This is a genomic window from Vibrio sp. B172a (assembly GCF_030248355.1).
In the GTDB taxonomy this organism is placed as follows: Bacteria; Pseudomonadota; Gammaproteobacteria; order Enterobacterales; family Vibrionaceae; genus Vibrio; species Vibrio owensii.
Genome location: NZ_JAHGAC010000019.1, coordinates 21,373 through 41,207, shown reverse-complemented (window position 1 = coordinate 41,207; position 19,835 = coordinate 21,373). Strand labels below are relative to the sequence as shown.

Sequence of the window (19,835 nt, the reverse complement as noted above, 5' to 3'; positions counted from 1 at the left end):
TTCCAATTACATCATGACGACGTCAAACTGCTCCTGAATGTACAGGGGTTCAGCTTGAATACGAACTTGCTTACCAATAAATACTTCGAGTTCAGCTAGTGCGTGAGATTCATCACCCAGTAGTGTCTCCGCAACGTACGGTGACGCGTACACAACAAAGTTGTCTGCATCGTAAGCACGGTTAACACGGGTAATTTCACGCAAGATCTCGTAACACACAGTTTCGACAGTCTTCACGCTGCCGCGACCTTCACAAGTAGGACAGCTTGAACACAGGATATGTTCAATACTTTCGCGCGTGCGCTTACGAGTCATCTCCACTAAGCCTAGTTGAGTAAAGCCATTAATGTTGGTTTTCACTCGGTCTTTTGACAGTGCTGCTTCAAGAGAGCTTAGAACGCGCTTACGGTGTTCATCCGATGCCATATCGATAAAGTCGATAATGATGATGCCACCAAGATTACGCAGACGAAGTTGACGTGCGATTGCTTGTGTCGCTTCAACGTTGGTATTGAAGATGGTTTCTTCTAGATTGCGACGACCAACAAACGCGCCGGTATTAATGTCGACCGTAGTCATGGCTTCCGTTTGATCGATGATCAGGTAGCCGCCGGACTTAAGCTCGACTTTGCGTTCCAGAGAACGTTGAATTTCGTTCTCTGTGTCGTACATATCGAAGATTGGCTTATCGCCTTCGTACAGTTCAAGCTTCTCAGTCAGCTCAGGCACATATTCAGAGGTAAACTCTTTCAGATTCTCGTATTCAAGGCGAGAGTCGACCATGATTTTGTCAAGCTCAGTGCCAACAAAATCACGTAGAATACGCTGCGCTAAACCTAGCTCACCGTACAAGGTAGAACGCGTTTTGTATTTCGAGCGACGCTCCATGACTTTCAGCCATAAACGCTTCAAAAATGCCGCATCTTGAGAAAGCTCTTTTTCGTCTGCACCTTCTGCAGCGGTGCGAATGATGAAGCCGCCATGCTCATCACAGTAGTGATTGACAACTTTCTTTAAACGCTCGCGCTCTGTTTCGCTTTCGATACGCTGAGAGACACCGACGTGGCTAGCACCCGGCATAAAGACAAGATAACGCGATGGCAAGGTGATATCGGTTGTCAGACGTGCGCCTTTAGTGCCCAGAGGATCTTTCACAACCTGTACAACGATATCCTGTCCTTGGCGAACCAATTCAGAAATATCACGTACTTGGAATTGTTGCTTTTCGTTTTCTGCCACACATTCGGTGTGTGGAACAATATCTGACGCGTGTAAGAACGCCGCTTTATCAAGACCAATATCAACAAACGCCGCTTGCATGCCTGGCAATACTCGGCTCACTTTGCCTTTGTAGATATTGCCAACAATGCCACGGCGCGATTCACGTTCTATATGAACTTCTTGTAGTACTCCACCTTCAATCATGGCCACACGAGTTTCACTCGGGGTCACGTTTAGCAGCAATTCTGCACTCATGTGCACACCTCAAAACAATTATAAAAATTCTTGAATTAGCTGATCGGTTTCGAACAAAGGTAAGCCTACTACGGCGTGATAACTGCCTTCGATTCGGGTGACGAAACGCCCACCGAGTCCTTGAATACCATAACTTCCAGCTTTATCGCATGGTTCGCCTGACTGCCAGTATCGTTCTATTTCTTCTTCAGTCAGTATTTTGAACCACACGTCAGTGATAACGACCACTGAGTGTTGTTGTTCTTTTGATACGACGCTCACCGCGGTCATCACTTGATGCTGACGACCCGATAAATTGCTGAGCATGCGTTTTGAATCTTCGAAATTTTTAGGTTTCTCTAATACGTGGTTATCGCATACCACCACGGTATCTGAGCCCAATACAACGGAATCAGGCTTAGCCATCGCTAAGCCTGCTTGAGCTTTTTCCAGAGAGAGACGCAAAACATAGTCTTTTGCTTGCTCGTGGTCTTGTTTGGCTTCCTCTATATCAGGAAGCACAACATCAAAGTCATAACCTAATTGAGCAAGCAACTCTTTTCTTCTCGGAGAACCCGATGCGAGAACGAGGGATAAGCCCTTTTTCACAACGCTACCTTACGTGCCATGCGCGACGGACGCGTCGCATAAGTAAAAACATCCATGGCCAAAGTATACAGTTTATTGCCGCAGTCCACAGAGATAATGGATTAAATACTACGTCTTGGTTCAAATATTCCCCACAGAATATGAGAAGTTCCAGTAGCACGGTAAAAAAGGCAATCAAGATAGATTGTTGCCAAAGCGCCATGTTACGGATCACCAAGAAATTCAAGGCCACCAAGTAGATAATGATCGACATCATCATCCCTCGGATCCCGAGCGTCGAGCCAATCAATATGTCCCACAACAAACCTAAGATCAAAGCGGTACCGACGTTAACACGGTGAGGCAATGCCAACACCCAGTAACAGGCCACTAGAAATAGCCATGACGGACGCAGCAAATCGAGCACGCCCGGCCATGGAATAGTTTGTAAGACTAGCGCGACAAAGAAGCTGACGCCGATGACCATTCGGCTTCTAAATACACTATTGGCCATCGGTTACCTCTTGCTCTGAACCTTCTTCGACATTGGATTGCAGTACTTTGTGTTGACGGTCTTCATTCGGCCAAATCAACAGCAAGTAGCGCAGACGATCAAACTCAACCACAGGCTCCGCTTTGATCGATGCAAACTCTTGACGAGTATCGTGATCGACATTCGTGACGGTAGCGACTGGGTAGCCTTCAGGGTAAATACCACCGAGACCCGATGTCACCAGCAAATCGCCTACTTGAATGTCAGTACTGGTTGGGATGTGTTCCAGTTGGATTTCATCCACTTCACCGTTACCGGAGGCGATCACACGAATATCGTTACGAATCACTTGAACAGGAATCGCGTTTTTCGCGTCTGTTAGCAACAATACGCGTGCGTTGTGCGCTGCAACAAACGTTACCTGACCCACGATGCCTTTCTCGTTAATAACAGGCTGACCAACGTAAACACCATCAATACGACCTTTATCAATCACTACTTGGTGACGATACGGCGAGGTATCTACGGCCATCACTTCTGTGACCACTTTCTTTTCGTCACGGACGAATGAAGAGCCGAGCAGTTTACGCAGGCGTTGGTTTTCTTCTTTATATTGGTCGAGCAAGATCAGCTCGCTCTTCAGGCGAAGCACTTCTCGCTTCAAACTGCGATTGCCTTCAATCAGTGCCTGACGAGTGTTTAAACTCTCGAACATTCCATCGAACATGCTACGAGGCAAATTAGCTGCGTATTGAATTGGCGCAACCATACTGTTCAATAGGTATCGGACGTTGGAAAACGTATCTAGACGGTTATCAGCCAGCATCAAGCTCGCCGACACGATGACAGCAAAAAACAGACGCAATTGCAGAGATGGACCTCTGCCAAAAATCGGTTTCATCTTGTTTTTAACCTGATTGCTACCATGATTATTGAGCCTTACTTGGCAACCTGAGAATCTAATGTAAGTGAATTCTAGGTATGGAGCAGATTGAAATTACAGAGAGCGGAAATGAAGGTGAAGCCCATGTGGACTTCACCCTGCATTTTATTCTTCAGAGAATAGATCGCCACCGTGCATGTCGATCATTTCTAGAGCTTTACCGCCGCCACGAGCCACACACGTTAGTGGGTCTTCAGCGATAACTACTGGAATGCCAGTTTCTTCCATTAGTAGACGGTCTAGGTCTTTAAGTAGTGCACCACCACCCGTTAGTACCATACCGTTTTCTGAGATATCAGACGCTAGCTCTGGTGGACATTGCTCAAGCGCAACCATCACTGCAGATACGATGCCAGATAGCGGTTCTTGTAGTGCCTCTAGGATCTCGTTTGAGTTCAGGCTAAAGCTACGTGGCACACCTTCTGCGAGGTTGCGACCGCGAACTTCGATCTCTTGAACTTCATCACCAGGGTATGCAGAACCGATTTCGTGTTTGATCTTTTCAGCTGTTGCTTCACCGATCAAGCTGCCGTAGTTACGACGTACGTAGTTGATAACGGCTTCATCAAAGCGGTCACCACCGATACGTACAGAAGAAGAGTAAACCACACCGTTTAGTGAGATAACCGCAACTTCCGTTGTACCACCACCGATATCGACCACCATAGAACCTGTTGGCTCAGATACACGAAGGCCAGCACCGATTGCCGCCGCCATTGGCTCGTCAATTAGGTAAACTTCACGCGCACCAGCACCTAGTGCAGATTCGCGAATCGCGCGACGCTCAACTTGAGTAGAACCACAAGGAACACAAACTAGTACGCGAGGGCTTGGCTTAAGGATGCTGTTGTCGTGCACTTGCTTAATGAAGTGCTGAAGCATTTTTTCTGTTACGTAGAAGTCAGCGATAACGCCGTCTTTCATTGGACGGATTGCTGAGATGTTGCCTGGTGTACGACCAAGCATCTGTTTTGCCGCATGGCCTACAGCAGCAACGCTTTTTGCAGAACCTACACGATCTTGGCGAATAGCAACTACAGAAGGTTCATCAAGGACGATGCCCTGTCCTTTTACGTAAATTAGAGTGTTGGCAGTACCTAAATCGATAGATAGGTCGTTAGAAAACATGCCACGAAGTTTTTTAAACATATTCTTCGCTCATCCTGCAAAAATTTAGAAGACAAAAATTGTCCTAAATGTACCAATGCCTCGCTGTCACAGCAAGGCATTGGTACACAAACATGAGCAGAAAGCCTCAATTTCTTGCAGTTTCCTTACTTAACGCAAGAAACCGAAGTTTGTTATTGTCCGGTTAACCCCGGTTCACCCCGATAAATCACGCGGTCATTGCCACGGTGAATACCAAACGTGACGACTGATGATGGGTTTTCTTCACCAGTTTGGCTGTTGTCCCAGTTATATTTGAGCCATGGGAGCGCGTTCGACGACTCCAGATCGAGCCAAACACGTGTTTGCTGACGATGGCCGGTGATTTCTGTTGCCGTCAAAGCTCGAGAGAAACCATCGACAACTTGACCTTCACTGCCAAGATTGACAGCAACAGCACTACCGTCGCTCGGCCAGATATGTGATTGGTTAAACGTAATCCCTCGAACATAAGTTTGATCATCATCCGGGTTCGACATAAAACGAGTACCTGTCCAATATTCAGCCCTTAAAGGAACTCGAAGGACTGTACCTTGATTACCGCCTACGTCATCAAGATCAATACGACCAAAGCGAATGTCCGGTTGAGAGAGCAATCGCGAACCGTTGCCATCTTCTGAGTTAAGGTACTCAACAGGATCCGCATTATTGGTATAATCGATCCCAATTTGAGACGCTTTTCCGCCGCCCATATTGAAGGGTCCGTCCGGATAATTACCACCCAAATCTTTAATCCAGCACACACTCCCAGTACATAGATTATTACTTCCCGTCAGGAAAGTACCCACACTGTTATCTGATGCATTCTTCCACTCACCCGCACCAAAACTAGGAGAAAGTAAACGAGTAGAGTAACTACCTAACTCTTTAATATTGAAAGCAGCCTTAGTAGTAAACTTAACGTAGTTTGTAACCGCAGACTTACTCGCATTTAACGCTTCAACATCAAATGCTAATCCATCGAATGGCTGATTCATGTACGCAAAGTCTTGTGAACCAGGGTAATCCCATTCGTCACCGATAACATTAAAGAACTTAGGATAGAAGCGTCCAATCACCTTACTATCTTCATCAAGAGACATGCCTAGATAAGAAGCATTGGTCGTTAAGTCCAGTGAACCTACTTCATTCCAAACATATTCTCCTTCCTTGCCTGATAAGGCTTCAGCCTTAGTAAAAGTCGAGGAACCAATGAAACCATTCTCTTCAGACAAGTTCGCTAGCTCACCACCTGCAGGGTAAGCAACACTAAACTCAATTTCTAAAGGAGCATTGGTATTGTCACTCGAGAAGTAATTTTGAGTCAGCGGATAATCACAAACTTCCGTTGCATTGCCTCGAGATTGACTATGAACGACAGGTTTGTATGTAACATCGAAGCTAGTCGCTGAAGGAATAAAGCCATTTCCTGTACCTTGAGTACCAGGGTTGTTCACATCGCCCTCTTTAGACTTAACGTCACAGATAGCAATTTTCCAAGGGCGAGATTTAACATTAAACGAGCCATTTAACATGACAGTTTCTTGTTGAGATTCATCTTCTTCAGGCGCGATTGGGCAATCATCGGCATATTGCGGGTCACAAACAAAGTTCGGATCTGTAAGCGCAACTGTATACTCACCTGACTCCATCAACTTGAAGTCTTCCGTCGAACTGCCATTCTCATTCTTTACAAACTTAGGCTCATAACTCAATAAACTAGCATCGTCACGACCACCATTTGGTGTTTCCAGCTTGAGAGAAACATCAGGTGTACCAACATAACTTTTGACTATAGTTTGCTCGCCACCACTACATGCCAAGACTTGCGCAGTAACAGGTTTAACCTGCCCAGCAATAACACTCTGGTCATCGACGTGGAATTTGAATGGGACATACTTAAATGTTGCCACTTGAGATTGGCTCCCATCCTCCTCTAACGTCACCTTTAATGAGTATGTTTGGCCAAGATCGACTTTCGCAGTATTTTTAACAGCGATAGATAATTCAAGTTCACCTTTACTCCCTTCATTCATGCTGGATCGAAAACGAGGGTAAGTACCAGAGCCAATATTATTTGCTACAGAGACCGTAAAGTTATTCGCGCTGTCCGCGGGAAGTACTTCAACATTGACCCATGTACTTTCAAGCTCACCTTGGTTTTTGGTTTCGATAGTAAAAGTAGGCTTTTCAACACCACACATCAATGCATATTGTGCTTTTGGTGATACTGTCAGCTCATAATCATCTAACGGCGGCAAACACGATGTCGCGGCATGTACTTCAGCATTGTTGTTCATATCGATATCTTTCGCAGTGACCGCACCGTATATGATGCTATGGTTACTCAGATAAACTTTGTCTTCACTGTAAATCAAGCCGACAACTTCAGAGTGGTTAGCTATATCAACCCAATCATGAAGTGTACTTCCTGCCGCAGGAGTCAAACCATAAACATTCACACGCATGTTTCCGTTGAAGACAGGGTTATTCTTAGCATCAACATCCACCCCCATATAAGAATGGTTAGCTAAAGCCAAAGCCTTCGTGTTTATAATGACTTCAGTCCCTTCTTTTACAAGAAGCTTACCTCCAGTATTGATTTTAACTGAATCAAACCAGTATTTTCCGGCCTCTAGCGTTAGCTCACCATCGACATTGAGGTGCTTAACGTTAGTACCTTCGTAAAAGGTCACTTTATCATCTGCATCGATAGTACGGTTGTTCCAGCTTGAGGTTACAGGAAAGTTTTCCAACGCCTCTTTACCAATTAATAGCCCCTCATCACCATGACATTCATATCCATCACATGCATTTGGTTTATTCTGCCCAGAAACCAAACCTGGCATGAAGCCAACGACACGTTTCCGTTCACCACCAACCGTAAGCACGGGTGTTCCTATGATCTTTGACTGGTTTGATAGAACTAACGTGCCATCAATCCCATCATTAGCAAGCTCTCTGCGCCATGTCTGAACTGGCGCATTAAAGGCATCACACATAGGGTTCTGGTTGGCTTTTTCAAACATAAACCAGCCCACATCTTCATCCATGTGGCCGCGTTCTTTGTCCTTTTTCATGTCTTCTTCAACAATGAATGCAACAGAATCTTTTGTCACATCACATCGACGCAACCAACCACCATTGTTACCGCGACGAGAGTTTTTGTTGGCGACAAGAATGGGTGGCTCTTTGAAGCCAGCGCTATCAGGGAAAGGAGTATAAACCTTACAACCTTCGTAGATTGGATCAATAACTGGATCCTGTTGATTTAGCGTGTATTCTGTCACACCTTGCCCTAACCAAAAGCGCTTACCATTAACGTAACCAAAACCCTCACCAGCAACAAAGGCAACCGTCTCTTCATCATCAATTATGTTGAAGGTTTCTTGCCCTCGGTTGTTCTTGCCGTATACCTCAGACTTCTCCAGAGCTAGCTTAAATGAAGTTTTAGTCCCGTCACGGGCCATACCCGTAAACCAGTTATTAGTGCCATTGTTTCGTTTCGTTTGAGGCTGGACAAGCACACCAGGTTTACCATCAAATGAGCTCAAGCCAAAATCACTGAAGTCGACTTTTACACCGTTGTTTTGTTCGTTGATCTGCTTGTTATCGTTCTTGTATTGTGAGGCAGCAACTTTAGTATCAATCGTACCTGCGACAATCTTCGCACCATTATTCAGTTCAAGTACACCCGGTTCGATAACAAAGTAATCCACTTTAGCCATCTCTTTGCGGACTCCGGGATCGTTTTTATTCAAGAACTGAACGTTGCGATCTGCAGCATTGTGCGGAGGAAACTCTTGAACAATCGTTGCGGTATTTCTATCAACACTGATAACCGAGACACTAGAAGGGTATTCAGTGACTCTAGGCTTCTTAGAAGAAAGTGTTTTATCAATGGTAGGCATAACGAAAACCAAAGGAATTGGTTTGTCTTCGTCGTAATCGTTCTCGAAACTGATTCGACATGTATATGTATTACCACTGCCGCTACAAGTGGCCCCATCTACGGTACCAAATTCAAACTGTGGAGAACGGTTAATTGGTCCCTCAGGATCGATAGGTGAACAGCTTTCAGGAACCATAGCTTTCAACTGAGCGTGGTCTTTAATCTCTAGCTCCGGTGCGGTAATCGTTCCGATTAGTGAGACATGCTCCGAAAGCTCTACCTCTTCTTGAGCAAAAATATGAGCGGCAAATTCGTTATCACCTTTCAGAATAACTTCGGAATCATTTTCTCCATCACGCGAGATAATAATAAAATCATCAGGGTGACCTGAAGAAACTTCAATTTTGGCATTCGCCAATACTTCCATTTTTTCTACGTAAAGTGTTACCGCACCATTGATTCTTAATGTAGAGTTATCATCTAATTTGAGCAGTTTCTTAACGCGATAAGTACCACTACTTAAAGTCATACTTTGGCTGCCACTCAATTGCGTCTCATTATATGTATGATCAAAGTGCACACCGCTTAGAGAAAAATTTGGTGATGTAGGTAGTCGACGATCAATCCCATTAGATTTAGAAACCTTACACTTTCCACCATCGCCACATGACTTATTACGGTTCTCATCAAACTTAGTGTAACCAATAATACGATCGCTTGGACCGTTTACAATTGCATATGATTTATCAAGCTTAACTTCTTGTTCACTGCTCCCCTTCCACGTTTGTGCTGACGTTTCAACACAAACACCATCGGGAAGTGGGAAGATAGCTTCAGCTTGCACAGTAAAGGCAGCAAATAGAAACAAGCTTGAAAATAGTATTTTTTTATTCATTATCAATCTCTCACCCAAATCTCTTGTTGTCGCTGTACTTGTGCAACCCCGGAACCACAAATTGCTGTGGCTTGCACCCTAAATAGAGATTCAGCTTCAGAGGTACTCGCATTAAAAGTACCTATTTTTTCACATGCCATTGCGTTGATTTGACACCCAGTGCCCTCTGTAACATTTGGTGTTATACCATTAACAGCAACAGAGCATAGGGATTCAACATCTGGGTCATTTTTATCTAATGGATACAGCTGAGTTAGTGCCCACTCATTGGCAGATTGCGCAATAAACCAAGCTTTCGTTCCTAAGAATTCTCTGGTTAACGTGCTTTGGTTTGACCAACTCACCTTCATTAAAGATGCGGCTAGATAGGCCATTACGATGATGACGAACAATACGACGATCAGGACATTGCCTTGCTGAGCTTTTTTACGGAACATTGAGCACCTGCACGTCTTGTTGGTAAACACTACGCTCCCCGTTTTGAGTGAACTCTAAGTTGATATGCACGATACCGCCACGTTGAAGTGTTGGCTCGAGGTAATGCATATCGCTAACAGAAGTATCTACACTGTCCGCAACCGTAATGTCATTACGCGTGATTTGACCATTGTCGAAGCAGTAACGTACTTCAGAGTTATCTTGATAGATGTAATGACGGCTAGAAATGGAAGTACCACCAATCGTACTGGCTGCACCACTAACAACAAAGACATCACCAGTTTTCGCTAGATTGCCAACCGCCAAACTCTGAGGAGAGGCAGATTGCAAATCTTCATAGCGACTTGGATTAATCACCATCCAACGATTTGCTGGAATAGGATTCAATGTAGAGTCATTGCCTAACAGAAACTCTAAGTTGTTATTCGTCAGCGTATAAAAACCGGAATATTCAATCGGCATAAACTCCAAGCAGTTGGTAGTTCCGGCCGGCACATGAAAACTGTTTGGGACTGCGTGACGAATTTCTCGCGACATTTTCTCTAGCACAAACTGCGCTTGCGTTTGCATTCGTTGGCGGTCAATCGTGTCTGCGTACCCCTTCATGCCTAACTGCACGTAACCCGCAATACCAAGCATGATGAAGCTACCAATTACGATGGTGACGATCATCTCTATTAAGGTGAAACCACGAACCTTCATCAGTAGTTACCTCTTATTGCAGTTAGTGTCAGAGGTTGAGCGTTACTAGCAAAAATCGTAATCGTGACTTTTTTATAATTAGTGATTCCTGTCGGTGGGGTAGCAATCAGATCGTCATATGCCACGCCAACTTCAACTCGGAAGTTTCGGTACTTGTCTTCACTACTTGTGCCCAAAATATCTGAGATATTGCCACGGTTTGTCCCTTGGCATTGACTTACTGTCGTTGGTGTACTCCAACAGCCGATGTAATCATCTACATCGTTGAAGTTTTCAGGAATAGACTCACCAGAGTCAGGACCGAGGTTGCTCGAACAATTTGGCGCTCCGAGCGTACTTTCCCCACAACGTAATAGACCGCCATCAAAGTCGCTGTTCTCATCAAAACCACGCGCCAAAATTTGCGACATAAAACTTTGCCCAAGCGCAGTTGCTCGGGTTTGATAGTGTGGCATCGCAGAGTCACGAATTTGAGGTACAAGAAAGGAGGTAAACGCAACCATCGCAATGCCCATCAGGACAATAGCAATGATCATTTCAGCTAAGGTCATACCGAGTTGCTTTCTCATGAGCATGAACCCTCAGAGACATAGCCTTGAGAGTTAATCAGCACTCGACATTGGCTTTGACCGTTTACATCACGGATAAGAATAGACACGCCACCAGAAGCGACACTCAACGGATTCCCCAGTAAATCAAAGTTAATCGGGCTTGTTGCTCCGGTTAAACTGAAAGTTGCAGAGTCATCTTCAACTAAATCACTTCGAGCCTCTTTCGCACTACCAGTTAATGAACATGCCTCCACTGAACCAATACAATTAGAAGAGACTTGTAACTGAAAATTATCATTGGTGGTTGAGGTATTTGACTGCATACGATTCACCTGTACTTGGCGAATCACTGAAATAGCCTGCTCTTGAAGCGCAAACGCGGAGACACTACCTTTGCCCATAAAGCGGCTAGCAGCGTAGAGAGAAAGAATGGAAAGGAGGACGATCACTAGGATCAGCTCCATTAATGTAAACCCTAATGTAGAGCTGCGAATTTTCATAACCCAACCTTAGGCTTAGGACAAGCGAAATAAGTATACGATGAAATTATGAGAATAATGATAGGTTTATAAGTTTTAAATTCGAACTGTGAGCAAGTGTACAAATAACCGCCAAAGGTCATTTCTCTCCTTTTGAGCGCTCCAATTCTTCTTCAATTCGATCGTAAGTTTCTTTATTGCTTAGCGTCTCAGAAACGTGCTCAGCGGTCTGCTTGGTTTGCTCCCACTTTGCTTCATAAGTTTCTGGCTCGAAGCTGATAAATCTTGGTAATACCACATAACCGATCACACCCAAGATAATCAGCACAACTACAAACTCAATTGCACTAAGACCCGATGATTTACGCATATGAACTATTCCGAGATTAATCAAAATACAGAGATAAAGGCCAGACTAGCTGGCCTTAGGAATTATATTAACAACCGCTGTTTTCAACAGATGTAGTTGCAACTGCACCAGAAGTTGCTTCTGTGTAAGTCACATAACAATTACCAGCTTTTACCTTCTCAACAGTGTTATTTGTTGCATCAAAGCCAGCTGTAAGATCACCACTAACAAAAGTAGCAACCAAAGTCTGAGGATCAGAGCCTTCATTTACTAGAGCCCAGTCAGCACTTAAGCCATTTACAGCATTATCTAGACCACCGGTTTTAGCTGCTGGGTAACCATAGCCTACTAATACGTCTTCAACCTTAACAGTTGTGTCAGGAGCTTTAGTTTCGATTCCATCAATAGCCGCTTTACCAAATACAATACCTGAAGCACCATCGATCGCACCTTTTAGACCTTGAAGAGCTGATTCACGTGCGTCAGATTGTAGGTTAAGGAAACGTGGTGCTGCAGTTACCGCTAGAATACCTAGGATTACAATTACCACTACCAATTCGATAAGGGTGAAACCACCTTGTCTTTTCATTGTTTACTCTCTCTATGTAAGCATGCAGAGTGACTGCAAAGTTTATCGGTCATGCGACCATTTTGGATAATGTCAAAACGGTGTGGCATCTCAACAATAAACCAAGGTTTATCCGTTGAGCCCTTTTTCTACCGCTTGAGCAGAATGACGATTCGCCATTATTAAGTTAAAGCCGTGCAAAAAAGTTACCCCATGTTTGGTTTACTTTTTATTACAACCTTTTGCTTATGGTAATGCTTGCATTATACCGACTTTCATTCCTATTTATAGTACTTAAGTGTCAAAAAATTCACTCCGTCGACATTTCGACGTCTATTTTCAGGTAATTAGCGTCTGATATAACAACAACTCTCTGTCCATTTTCATAAGTATAGTTACATGTATAACTATTACTTTTAATTGCTCCACGAATTTCTAACAACTCGCTCGCCATAATTTTACGTTGCGGGTAATGGACCGTCAGCCAATAGTCACAATCGAGTGCACCGCTTGTTCTGAAAGGTGACACTAAGCCCCCTTCCGTCATATTAAGCTCAAAACCGTCCATTAACAGCAACTTAGGCTCTCCATGAACGAGCCATGCCTGGTGGTATCGTTGCACGCTATCTTGCATCCAAACCTTGGCAAGTTTCGCTCCTGTTTCTTGCGCTTCTTGCTCTATAGGTTTCAACTTTTGCATAAATGCAGCCAGCACAATAATACCGACGACACTCGCGAGAATAAGTGTCGCTCGACTTGGATTTTCGACCACGCCGTTAGCCGCCTTTGATGATGTCCAGCATCCCCCACATTGGCAGGAAGATACCGAGAGCCAACACCATAACCATGCCTGCAACAATGACCAAAAGTAACGGTTCTATTCGCGCGGTTAGGGTTTTCAAATCGTAATCGACTTCACGGTCATAGAAGTCCGACACTTCCAATAGCAGTTCATCGATACGACCCGTTTCTTCACCAACCGCAATCATCTGAATAACCAGAGGCGTAAAAATCTTACTGTTGAGTGCCGTGACTGAAATGGTACTACCTGCTTCAATGGCCGCTTTCATTTCTAGAATTCGGTTCTCCAAGAACTTGTTGCCGAGCGCTTCACCAGCTAAAGCTAATGATTGGTTGAGCGGCACACCCGACTTCAACATCAATGAAAATGTTCGTGAGAATCGTGATAGCTGTGCTCGGTTAACAATGTCACCCACAATAGGCAGCCTTAAACGCAGTTTGTCGAACTTCTCTCGACCATCTGCGGTTGCAACCCAAGATCTGAAAATAATAAACGCACCAATGATCGCGGCGATCAGTAAACCCCAGTAATTCACAAAGAAGTTCGACGTCGCGATCAGAATTCTGGTAGGCAGCGGTAACTCAACACCAAAGCGTGTAAACATGGAAGCAAACTCAGGGATAACCAGAATGTTCAAAATAAACATCGCGATGGTGATAAACACGATCACAAACGTTGGATAGCGCATTGCCGCTTTGATACGCTTACGCGTTTCCAGTTCTTGTTCGTAGTAGTTTGCTAGCTGTAGCAAGGCTTGGTCTAGACGACCCGTGTTTTCACCCACGTTAATCATCGAAACGAACAACGGGCTAAACACTTTGGTATGCGGTTGCATCGCGGAAGAAAGGCCGCGACCGTTACTCAACTCAGCTACCACGTCTTCTAAGGCTTCTTTGAGCTGTTTGTTCTCACAGTTTTGCAGCAAACCACGCATGGAGCGCAACAATGGCACGCCCGCTTTGGTCAAACTAAATAGCTGACGTGAAAACAGGATAATCACTTCAAGCGGAATCGCAGGCACGAGTAACTTGGATAAGCTGACTTTGCTTTTAACCGCTTCTTTTTCTAATCGCAGGTTTAGAGGAATGATCCCCTTATTCATCAATGCTTCCGCTGCCGCTTCGGAATTCACCGCATCGACTTTGCCACTGGTTGATGAGCCGTCTAGCGTGCGGCCTTGATAACGAAAAGTTGGCATTTACTTACCTACATGAAAATTGGGTCGGTTTTACCAGAAGCATCACCCTCGCCAAGGGTCATAACTTCGTCCAAACTCACAGTACCTTGCAACGCAAGTTCCATTGCAGAAGCCAATAGCGGCTTGTAGTTTTCTGAGCGGCGCGCTGCTTGAGCAAAGCCCACGGCATCATTCGCGCGTAACTTGTCCATCATTTCATTTTCTAGCTCAAGCATCTCAAACACACCCACTCGGCCGCGATAACCCGTTAGGTTACAGTTTTGGCAACCCGCGCCTTTGTGGAAGGTTTGTCCTACTTGATTAGGGAAGCGACCAGCAAGCCACTGCTGACGGGACTCATCGAGCACATCGGTGGTTTTACAATCTGGACAGACACGACGAACAAGACGCTGAGCCACAACCGCACGAACAGCACTCGCCACCAAATAACCAGGAGCGCCCATATCAATCATTCGCAGCGCACTGTCTACCGCATCGTTGGTGTGCAAGGTACTCAATACTAAGTGGCCAGTCAGTGCAGCACGAAGGCCAATCTCAACCGTTTCTTGGTCACGCATCTCACCAATAAGGATGATGTCTGGGTCTTGGCGTAGGAAGGTACGTAGCACGCGAGAAAACGTTAGATCAATCTTGCTGTTTATCTGCACCTGAGTAATACGCGGTAAGCGGTATTCTACAGGGTCTTCTGCGGTGATGATCTTTTTACCCGGCTCGTTTAATTCACTTAACGCGCCGTAAAGCGTGGTGGTTTTACCAGAGCCTGTTGGACCAGTAACTAAGATCATTCCGTGTGGGCGAGAAAGCTGACGGCGAAGACGAGCAAGTAGCTCAGGTGGTAAACCGGAATCTTCAAGCTTACGCAAACCAGAAGATTGGTTTAGCAAGCGCATTACTACTGATTCACCGTATTGCGTTGGCAGAGTCGACATACGAATATCGATCGATTGGCCACGAACTTTGATGTTAAAACGACCATCTTGAGGTAAGCGCTTTTCAGAGATATCGAGATGCGCCATCAGCTTCAAACGCAATACTAGCGCAGAGGCAATGTTCACCTCGTTTAGAAGCGTCTCATGAAGTACACCATCGACACGTTGACGCAAACGCAACACTTTATCATCGGGCTCGATATGAATATCCGACGCACCGACTTGCACCGCATCTTCAAACATGGAGTTAACCAGCTTAACAACGGTAACTTCTTCGCTATCACCTTCATCAATTCCGTAGTCGAAGCCTTCAACGTCTTGGTGCTCTGCTTGAAGCTGTTCTGCAAACGAAGCGATCTCTTTGGTTCTACGGTAATAACGGTCAAAACTATCTACTAACTGGCGTTCTGGTGCGATGATGAACTCTAAGTCGTATTGACCAAGAAGGTTCATCAGCGACTCTTGAATAAACAAGTCCGCCGGATCACTCATCGCAACACGTAATGTGTCACCATTACGGGCCACAACCATGGCACGTAAACGACGCGCGTGTACTTCTGGGAGAATTTGCACCGCATCGGCATCAACAGGAGCACGACTCAAATCAATTAAGGGCAAGCTCAACTGCTGGGACAAGAACTCAAGCATCTGCTTTTCACTGATAAAACCAAGATCAATCAGCGCATCACCCAGCTTTTGACCAGTACTGTGCTGAGCATTCAGCGCCTGCTGAACTTGGTCTTCAGAAACAATACCTTCTTCAATTAACAGATCGCCTAAGCGTTTTCTCAACTGAATTTTCATTGGGCACTCTCCAGTTGTTTTAAGATATTCAAGCGATCACGAATAAATGCCTGAGATTGATTTGAAATACCGACTTTGCCCAGCGCTTGCTTATAAGAAGCGATCGCCGGAGTGAAAGCTAATGCTCGCTCTTGTTGAATGGCCAAACCAAGCCACCAGCGCGCATTCTCAGGCTCACGCTGAGTCAATAATTGATAGCTTTCCAGTGCAATTTCATTTTGCTTTTGCTTTTGAGCCAACGCGGCACGCATGGCTAAATATTCGCGACTTGGTGCTGGCGGTAGATGCACAAGTGGGCTTAATGCTGCTTCAGCTTGATCCGCTTTCATCAACAGTTTTGATAGCGCAAGGCGCAAGCTTTGATTATTGGTGTCTAGAGCGATGCCCGACTGTAAGATCTCATAAGCTTTGCGCGTATCCCCTTTTCCAAAATACAGCGCCGCTAACTTCTGACGAGCCTCTAAATTCGTTGGCTGATAGCGAAGTGCTTCATCGAATGCAGACAAAGCCGTCTTCATATCATTTGCATCCATGGCTTTATCTGCACGTGCTAATGCTTTTTCTGCTAACTGCTGGTGCGTCAGTTCAACTTGCTCAATGCGCATTGAGCTATCTTGTGACACATTCGACGAGGTATTCACATTTTGATTCACACTCGCCAACAACATCGGTTGTTCTACTGATTGGCTCACTTCTGCGTTAGCAGTGAATTGGTCTGCTTGCGGAGTGGATTTCGTCACAGGCAGCTCAACCGTTACCTTTGGTTTCTCAATTCTTTGCGTGTACACCACATTATCTAACTGAGGCGTCACTTTACTGGTCGGTGAGTGGTTCACTGCCATGATTGGCGAGGTCTCAACGCTGACGGTATTCATTGAAATGTTCGATGGAGATGTGATGTCTTCCATCGGTGCCGGACCTTGAGAGACCGCCCAGCCTCCAACAGCAAGGCTCAATGAGAAGCCACCCACTAGCCACAGCCACGGTTTGCTTCGTGTGATACTTGGAATCTCTGCTTTCGTTAGTGCAGAAGGCGATTCTTTTTCAGCAAGTTCTGATAATGCTTTATTGATGGCACTCAAGGCTGGCTCCATCCCCAAAATTTGGGAGTTTTAAACTTAGGTTTACGCGCATCGAAGGTGTCATGCATTGCAACGTAAACGTGTTGATTTTTTAATAAGGTGCAACGGTCATTAAACGCCGTCAGCAAGGCTTTATGGCTGATTTGGTTGATCAATCTCGGGATACCCATCGCCGAACGCCAAATGGCTTTTTTCTGCTCAATCGAGAAGATATGCGCACCATTTCCTGCTTTGTCTAAACGGTTGTTGATGTAGGCGACGCCCTCTTCAATCGAGAGAGGACGAAGCTGGCAACTAAACGTAATTCGCTGACGGAACTGTCTTAATTCATGAGTGCCAAGTCGCTCATCCAATTCAGGCTGACCAAACAAGACCAGTTGAATCAGCTTGTCTTGTTCCGTTTCCAAATTGCCGAATAAACGCAGCGTTTCCAGAGCTTCTGATGACAATGCCTGTGCTTCATCAACAATCAGTACTGTCTTTTTACCTACCGCATGAATTTGAATTAAACGCTCTTGGATCAGCGAAACCACCTTAAGCGGATCGCTATCTTCAATACCCAACTCACGAGCGACCGCAAACTGTAACTGCTCGCCATTTAGAACAGGGTTAGGTAAGTAAACGAGTTCAACTTCAGATTCGATTTGCTCGATCAACTTACGACAAACCATGGTTTTGCCCGTGCCAACCTCTCCGGTCACTTTAATCACTCCTTCCCCCATTTTGACTGCAGCCATAATGGTTTGAATGGCCTCGTAGTGAGACACTAACCCCAGAAACATTTCTGTATTTGGGGTTAGTGAGAAAGGTTGAACTCGAAATCCAAAATGCGACAAGTACATAGTCGAATCACAAAACCACGTTTAACGACAGTTCTAACGCCGATTACTCAGCGTCAGGGAACCACTCTTGCAACAAGTCACGTGAACGCTCTAGCTCTTTCTGCCATGTGTTCACACCAACAACGGTTGGTTTAAGCAGAATAACCAGTTCAGTTTTTTGCGTTACGTTATTGATGTTACGGAATAAGTTACCAAGCGCAGGCACATCACCTAAGAAAGGAACCTTCGAAACCTGCTCTAGGTTTTGTTGCTTCATCAAGCCGCCAATCACCACTACGTCACCGTCTTTTGCGCGAATTACAGAGTCAGACTCACGAATTGAGCTTTTAGCTAGAGGTAACTGAATGTTTTGGAAATCACCGCCCAAGTTTAGGTTTTTAATCTCTTCTTCTACTTCAATGACAGCAGGGTGAACGTGCAGGAGCACATTGCCTTTGTCGTCGATTTGCGGAGTAACGTCTAAAGAAATACCAGAGAAGAAAGGCGTCAACTCAACTTCAGGAACGGCATTTGAGTTCTCACCATTACCTGCATTGCTCGAAAGCTCAGTGACAAAGTACTCATCAGTACCCACTTTGATCACTGACTTTTGGTTATTTGCTGCGGTAATGCGCGGGCTTGATAGTACGTTCAAATCACCTTGCGTAGCCATGAAGTTCATCACTGCTTCAAAGTTACCATCAGAAAACGTTACATTCGTCTGTCCACCTAGCAATGAACCAATCGCATCCAAAGGCAGAGTTACTGGGTTTCTATCCACGACAACGCTGCCAGAGTTACCAATTGAGGCTGACATGTTTGACCAATTGATACCCTGTTGATAGCCATCGCTCAACGTCACTTCCAAGATTTTCGCTTCTAAAATCACTTGGCGCTGCATACGCTTTTGCGATACACCAAGGAACTCACGAACTTCGCGAATTTCATCAGGGAAAGCACGTACAGTGATCACGCCAGCTTGTGGGGTCACAACAACGCTTTGACCTTTACCTGAGCCAATTAGGTTAGCCACCGCTTGCTGTAGCATTGGCCAGAAATCGCTTTCAGTAATGGTTTCAATGCGAGTGCCGCCCGTTGAGGTTGTTGAGCTATCACCATTGTTGTTATTTGAATCTGAAGAATCAGAATCGTCAGAGCTGCCGCCTGAGTTTGATGTACCTGCTGAGGTTACAGAGCCGGTTACGATGCTTGTTAGCGAGCGACCAGAACGTTTGAACTGAAGGTAATCCACAGGAATCGTAACGGTACGCATACCAGCTGGGTAGATTTGAATTACCTTACCCGACTTCACGACGTCATAGCCGTACATGTTTTGCACAACATTCAGCACTTCATCCAGCGTCACATCAGAAAGGTTTACGGTAATATTCCCTTGTACCGCAGGGTGGATCGCCACGCTGTATTCGGTGCCTTTAACCAAAGAAGCAAAAAAGCTACGCGCCTCAACCGCGTTGGCTTGGATTCTAAAACGCTTCAATGTTCCTTGTTGAGACGACATGTTGGCGTCTAGGTTTGGCATTAGATCGGCTTCCACTGAAGAAGGAATGTCTTCTAGGGCACGACTGTTTGCTTCATTGATAGATTCATTCAGTGCTTGCTTCACTTCTACTGGATCGCGGTGACCCATAGAACAACCCATTAAGGAAGCAATCACAATTCCTACAACTAATTTGCGCATA

General features: G+C 45.2%; 18 protein-coding genes. All 18 read right to left on the bottom strand.

Features of this window, described 5'->3' with window-relative positions; translation table 11 throughout:
* Positions 1–6 precede the first annotated feature (6 nt).
* The 18 genes from rng to mshL all read right to left on the bottom strand — a co-directional run bounded on the left by rng (position 7) and on the right by mshL (position 19,834).
* Entirely contained in the window at positions 7–1,476 is a 1,470-nt protein-coding gene (rng, locus tag KIT90_RS17740) for a ribonuclease G (RefSeq protein ID WP_005438152.1), read from the bottom strand.
* An 18-nt stretch (positions 1,477–1,494) separates the two neighbouring features.
* Complete coding sequence (locus KIT90_RS17735; RefSeq protein ID WP_285377859.1) at positions 1,495–2,064, bottom strand: Maf family protein; 570 nt, start codon at positions 2,062–2,064, stop codon at positions 1,495–1,497.
* A 4-nt stretch (positions 2,065–2,068) separates the two neighbouring features.
* Entirely contained in the window at positions 2,069–2,557 is a 489-nt protein-coding gene (gene mreD / locus KIT90_RS17730) for a rod shape-determining protein MreD (RefSeq protein ID WP_020195896.1), read from the bottom strand.
* On the bottom strand, positions 2,547–3,437 hold the full coding sequence (mreC, locus tag KIT90_RS17725; protein WP_009707647.1) for a rod shape-determining protein MreC: 891 nt from the start codon (positions 3,435–3,437) through the stop codon (positions 2,547–2,549). Before mreC ends, mreD begins: the two co-directional genes overlap by 11 nt.
* 147 nt (positions 3,438–3,584) lie before the next feature.
* Positions 3,585–4,628, bottom strand: coding sequence for a rod shape-determining protein (locus KIT90_RS17720; protein WP_005381144.1), 1,044 nt, complete (start codon positions 4,626–4,628; stop codon positions 3,585–3,587).
* Positions 4,629–4,780: 152 nt separating this feature from the next.
* Positions 4,781–9,412 (bottom strand): DUF6701 domain-containing protein, encoded by a 4,632-nt coding sequence (locus KIT90_RS17715; RefSeq protein ID WP_285377856.1) that lies wholly within the window; start codon positions 9,410–9,412, stop codon positions 4,781–4,783.
* A gap of 2 nt (positions 9,413–9,414) precedes the next feature.
* Positions 9,415–9,849 (bottom strand): MSHA biogenesis protein MshP, encoded by a 435-nt coding sequence (locus tag KIT90_RS17710; protein WP_285377855.1) that lies wholly within the window; start codon positions 9,847–9,849, stop codon positions 9,415–9,417.
* Positions 9,839–10,552, bottom strand: coding sequence for a PilW family protein (locus tag KIT90_RS17705; protein WP_285377854.1), 714 nt, complete (start codon positions 10,550–10,552; stop codon positions 9,839–9,841). Before KIT90_RS17705 ends, KIT90_RS17710 begins: the two co-directional genes overlap by 11 nt.
* Positions 10,552–11,121, bottom strand: coding sequence for a type II secretion system protein (locus KIT90_RS17700; RefSeq protein ID WP_285377852.1), 570 nt, complete (start codon positions 11,119–11,121; stop codon positions 10,552–10,554). The genes KIT90_RS17705 and KIT90_RS17700 overlap by 1 nt, the downstream gene beginning before the upstream one ends.
* Positions 11,118–11,603 carry a type II secretion system protein gene (locus KIT90_RS17695; protein WP_171371653.1) on the bottom strand — a complete coding sequence of 162 codons (486 nt, stop codon included), beginning with the start codon at positions 11,601–11,603 and terminating at the stop codon, positions 11,118–11,120. The genes KIT90_RS17700 and KIT90_RS17695 overlap by 4 nt, the downstream gene beginning before the upstream one ends.
* 118 nt (positions 11,604–11,721) lie before the next feature.
* Complete coding sequence (locus tag KIT90_RS17690; protein ID WP_005432800.1) at positions 11,722–11,952, bottom strand: type II secretion system protein; 231 nt, start codon at positions 11,950–11,952, stop codon at positions 11,722–11,724.
* 67 nt (positions 11,953–12,019) lie between these two features.
* Positions 12,020–12,520 carry a type II secretion system protein gene (locus tag KIT90_RS17685; protein ID WP_039986124.1) on the bottom strand — a complete coding sequence of 167 codons (501 nt, stop codon included), beginning with the start codon at positions 12,518–12,520 and terminating at the stop codon, positions 12,020–12,022.
* Between the two features lie 289 nt (positions 12,521–12,809).
* Positions 12,810–13,271, bottom strand: a complete 462-nt coding sequence (locus KIT90_RS17680; RefSeq protein WP_285377848.1) for an MSHA biogenesis protein MshF — start codon at positions 13,269–13,271, stop codon at positions 12,810–12,812.
* A 4-nt stretch (positions 13,272–13,275) separates the two neighbouring features.
* Positions 13,276–14,499 carry a type II secretion system F family protein gene (locus KIT90_RS17675; protein WP_285377846.1) on the bottom strand — a complete coding sequence of 408 codons (1,224 nt, stop codon included), beginning with the start codon at positions 14,497–14,499 and terminating at the stop codon, positions 13,276–13,278.
* Between the two features lie 8 nt (positions 14,500–14,507).
* Complete coding sequence (locus tag KIT90_RS17670) at positions 14,508–16,232, bottom strand: GspE/PulE family protein (RefSeq protein ID WP_285377844.1); 1,725 nt, start codon at positions 16,230–16,232, stop codon at positions 14,508–14,510.
* A complete protein-coding gene (locus tag KIT90_RS17665) occupies positions 16,229–17,326 on the bottom strand; it encodes a lipopolysaccharide assembly protein LapB (protein ID WP_285377842.1) in 1,098 nt (365 codons plus the stop codon). The genes KIT90_RS17670 and KIT90_RS17665 overlap by 4 nt, the downstream gene beginning before the upstream one ends.
* The gene (locus KIT90_RS17660; protein ID WP_285377840.1) at positions 17,311–18,156 is read right to left on the bottom strand and encodes an ExeA family protein; all 846 of its coding nucleotides are present in this window, start codon (positions 18,154–18,156) and stop codon (positions 17,311–17,313) included. The genes KIT90_RS17665 and KIT90_RS17660 overlap by 16 nt, the downstream gene beginning before the upstream one ends.
* Before the next feature lie 43 nt (positions 18,157–18,199).
* A complete protein-coding gene (mshL, locus tag KIT90_RS17655; RefSeq protein WP_285377838.1) occupies positions 18,200–19,834 on the bottom strand; it encodes a pilus (MSHA type) biogenesis protein MshL in 1,635 nt (544 codons plus the stop codon).
* Position 19,835 lies beyond the last annotated feature (1 nt).

Coding starts and splice junctions, on each gene's coding strand:
- KIT90_RS17665 (WP_285377842.1), bottom strand. CDS start 17,326: ATGGAGCCAGCCTTGAGTGCCATCAATAAAGCATTATCAGAACTTGCT.
- KIT90_RS17685 (WP_039986124.1), bottom strand. CDS start 12,520: ATGAAAAGACAAGGTGGTTTCACCCTTATCGAATTGGTAGTGGTAATT.
- KIT90_RS17675 (WP_285377846.1), bottom strand. CDS start 14,499: ATGCCAACTTTTCGTTATCAAGGCCGCACGCTAGACGGCTCATCAACC.
- KIT90_RS17715 (WP_285377856.1), bottom strand. CDS start 9,412: ATGAATAAAAAAATACTATTTTCAAGCTTGTTTCTATTTGCTGCCTTT.
- mshL (WP_285377838.1), bottom strand. CDS start 19,834: ATGCGCAAATTAGTTGTAGGAATTGTGATTGCTTCCTTAATGGGTTGT.
- rng (WP_005438152.1), bottom strand. CDS start 1,476: ATGAGTGCAGAATTGCTGCTAAACGTGACCCCGAGTGAAACTCGTGTG.
- KIT90_RS17700 (WP_285377852.1), bottom strand. CDS start 11,121: ATGAGAAAGCAACTCGGTATGACCTTAGCTGAAATGATCATTGCTATT.
- KIT90_RS17705 (WP_285377854.1), bottom strand. CDS start 10,552: ATGAAGGTTCGTGGTTTCACCTTAATAGAGATGATCGTCACCATCGTA.
- KIT90_RS17720 (WP_005381144.1), bottom strand. CDS start 4,628: ATGTTTAAAAAACTTCGTGGCATGTTTTCTAACGACCTATCTATCGAT.
- KIT90_RS17660 (WP_285377840.1), bottom strand. CDS start 18,156: ATGTACTTGTCGCATTTTGGATTTCGAGTTCAACCTTTCTCACTAACC.
- mreD (WP_020195896.1), bottom strand. CDS start 2,557: ATGGCCAATAGTGTATTTAGAAGCCGAATGGTCATCGGCGTCAGCTTC.
- KIT90_RS17690 (WP_005432800.1), bottom strand. CDS start 11,952: ATGCGTAAATCATCGGGTCTTAGTGCAATTGAGTTTGTAGTTGTGCTG.
- KIT90_RS17695 (WP_171371653.1), bottom strand. CDS start 11,603: ATGAAAATTCGCAGCTCTACATTAGGGTTTACATTAATGGAGCTGATC.
- KIT90_RS17710 (WP_285377855.1), bottom strand. CDS start 9,849: ATGTTCCGTAAAAAAGCTCAGCAAGGCAATGTCCTGATCGTCGTATTG.
- mreC (WP_009707647.1), bottom strand. CDS start 3,437: ATGAAACCGATTTTTGGCAGAGGTCCATCTCTGCAATTGCGTCTGTTT.
- KIT90_RS17670 (WP_285377844.1), bottom strand. CDS start 16,232: ATGAAAATTCAGTTGAGAAAACGCTTAGGCGATCTGTTAATTGAAGAA.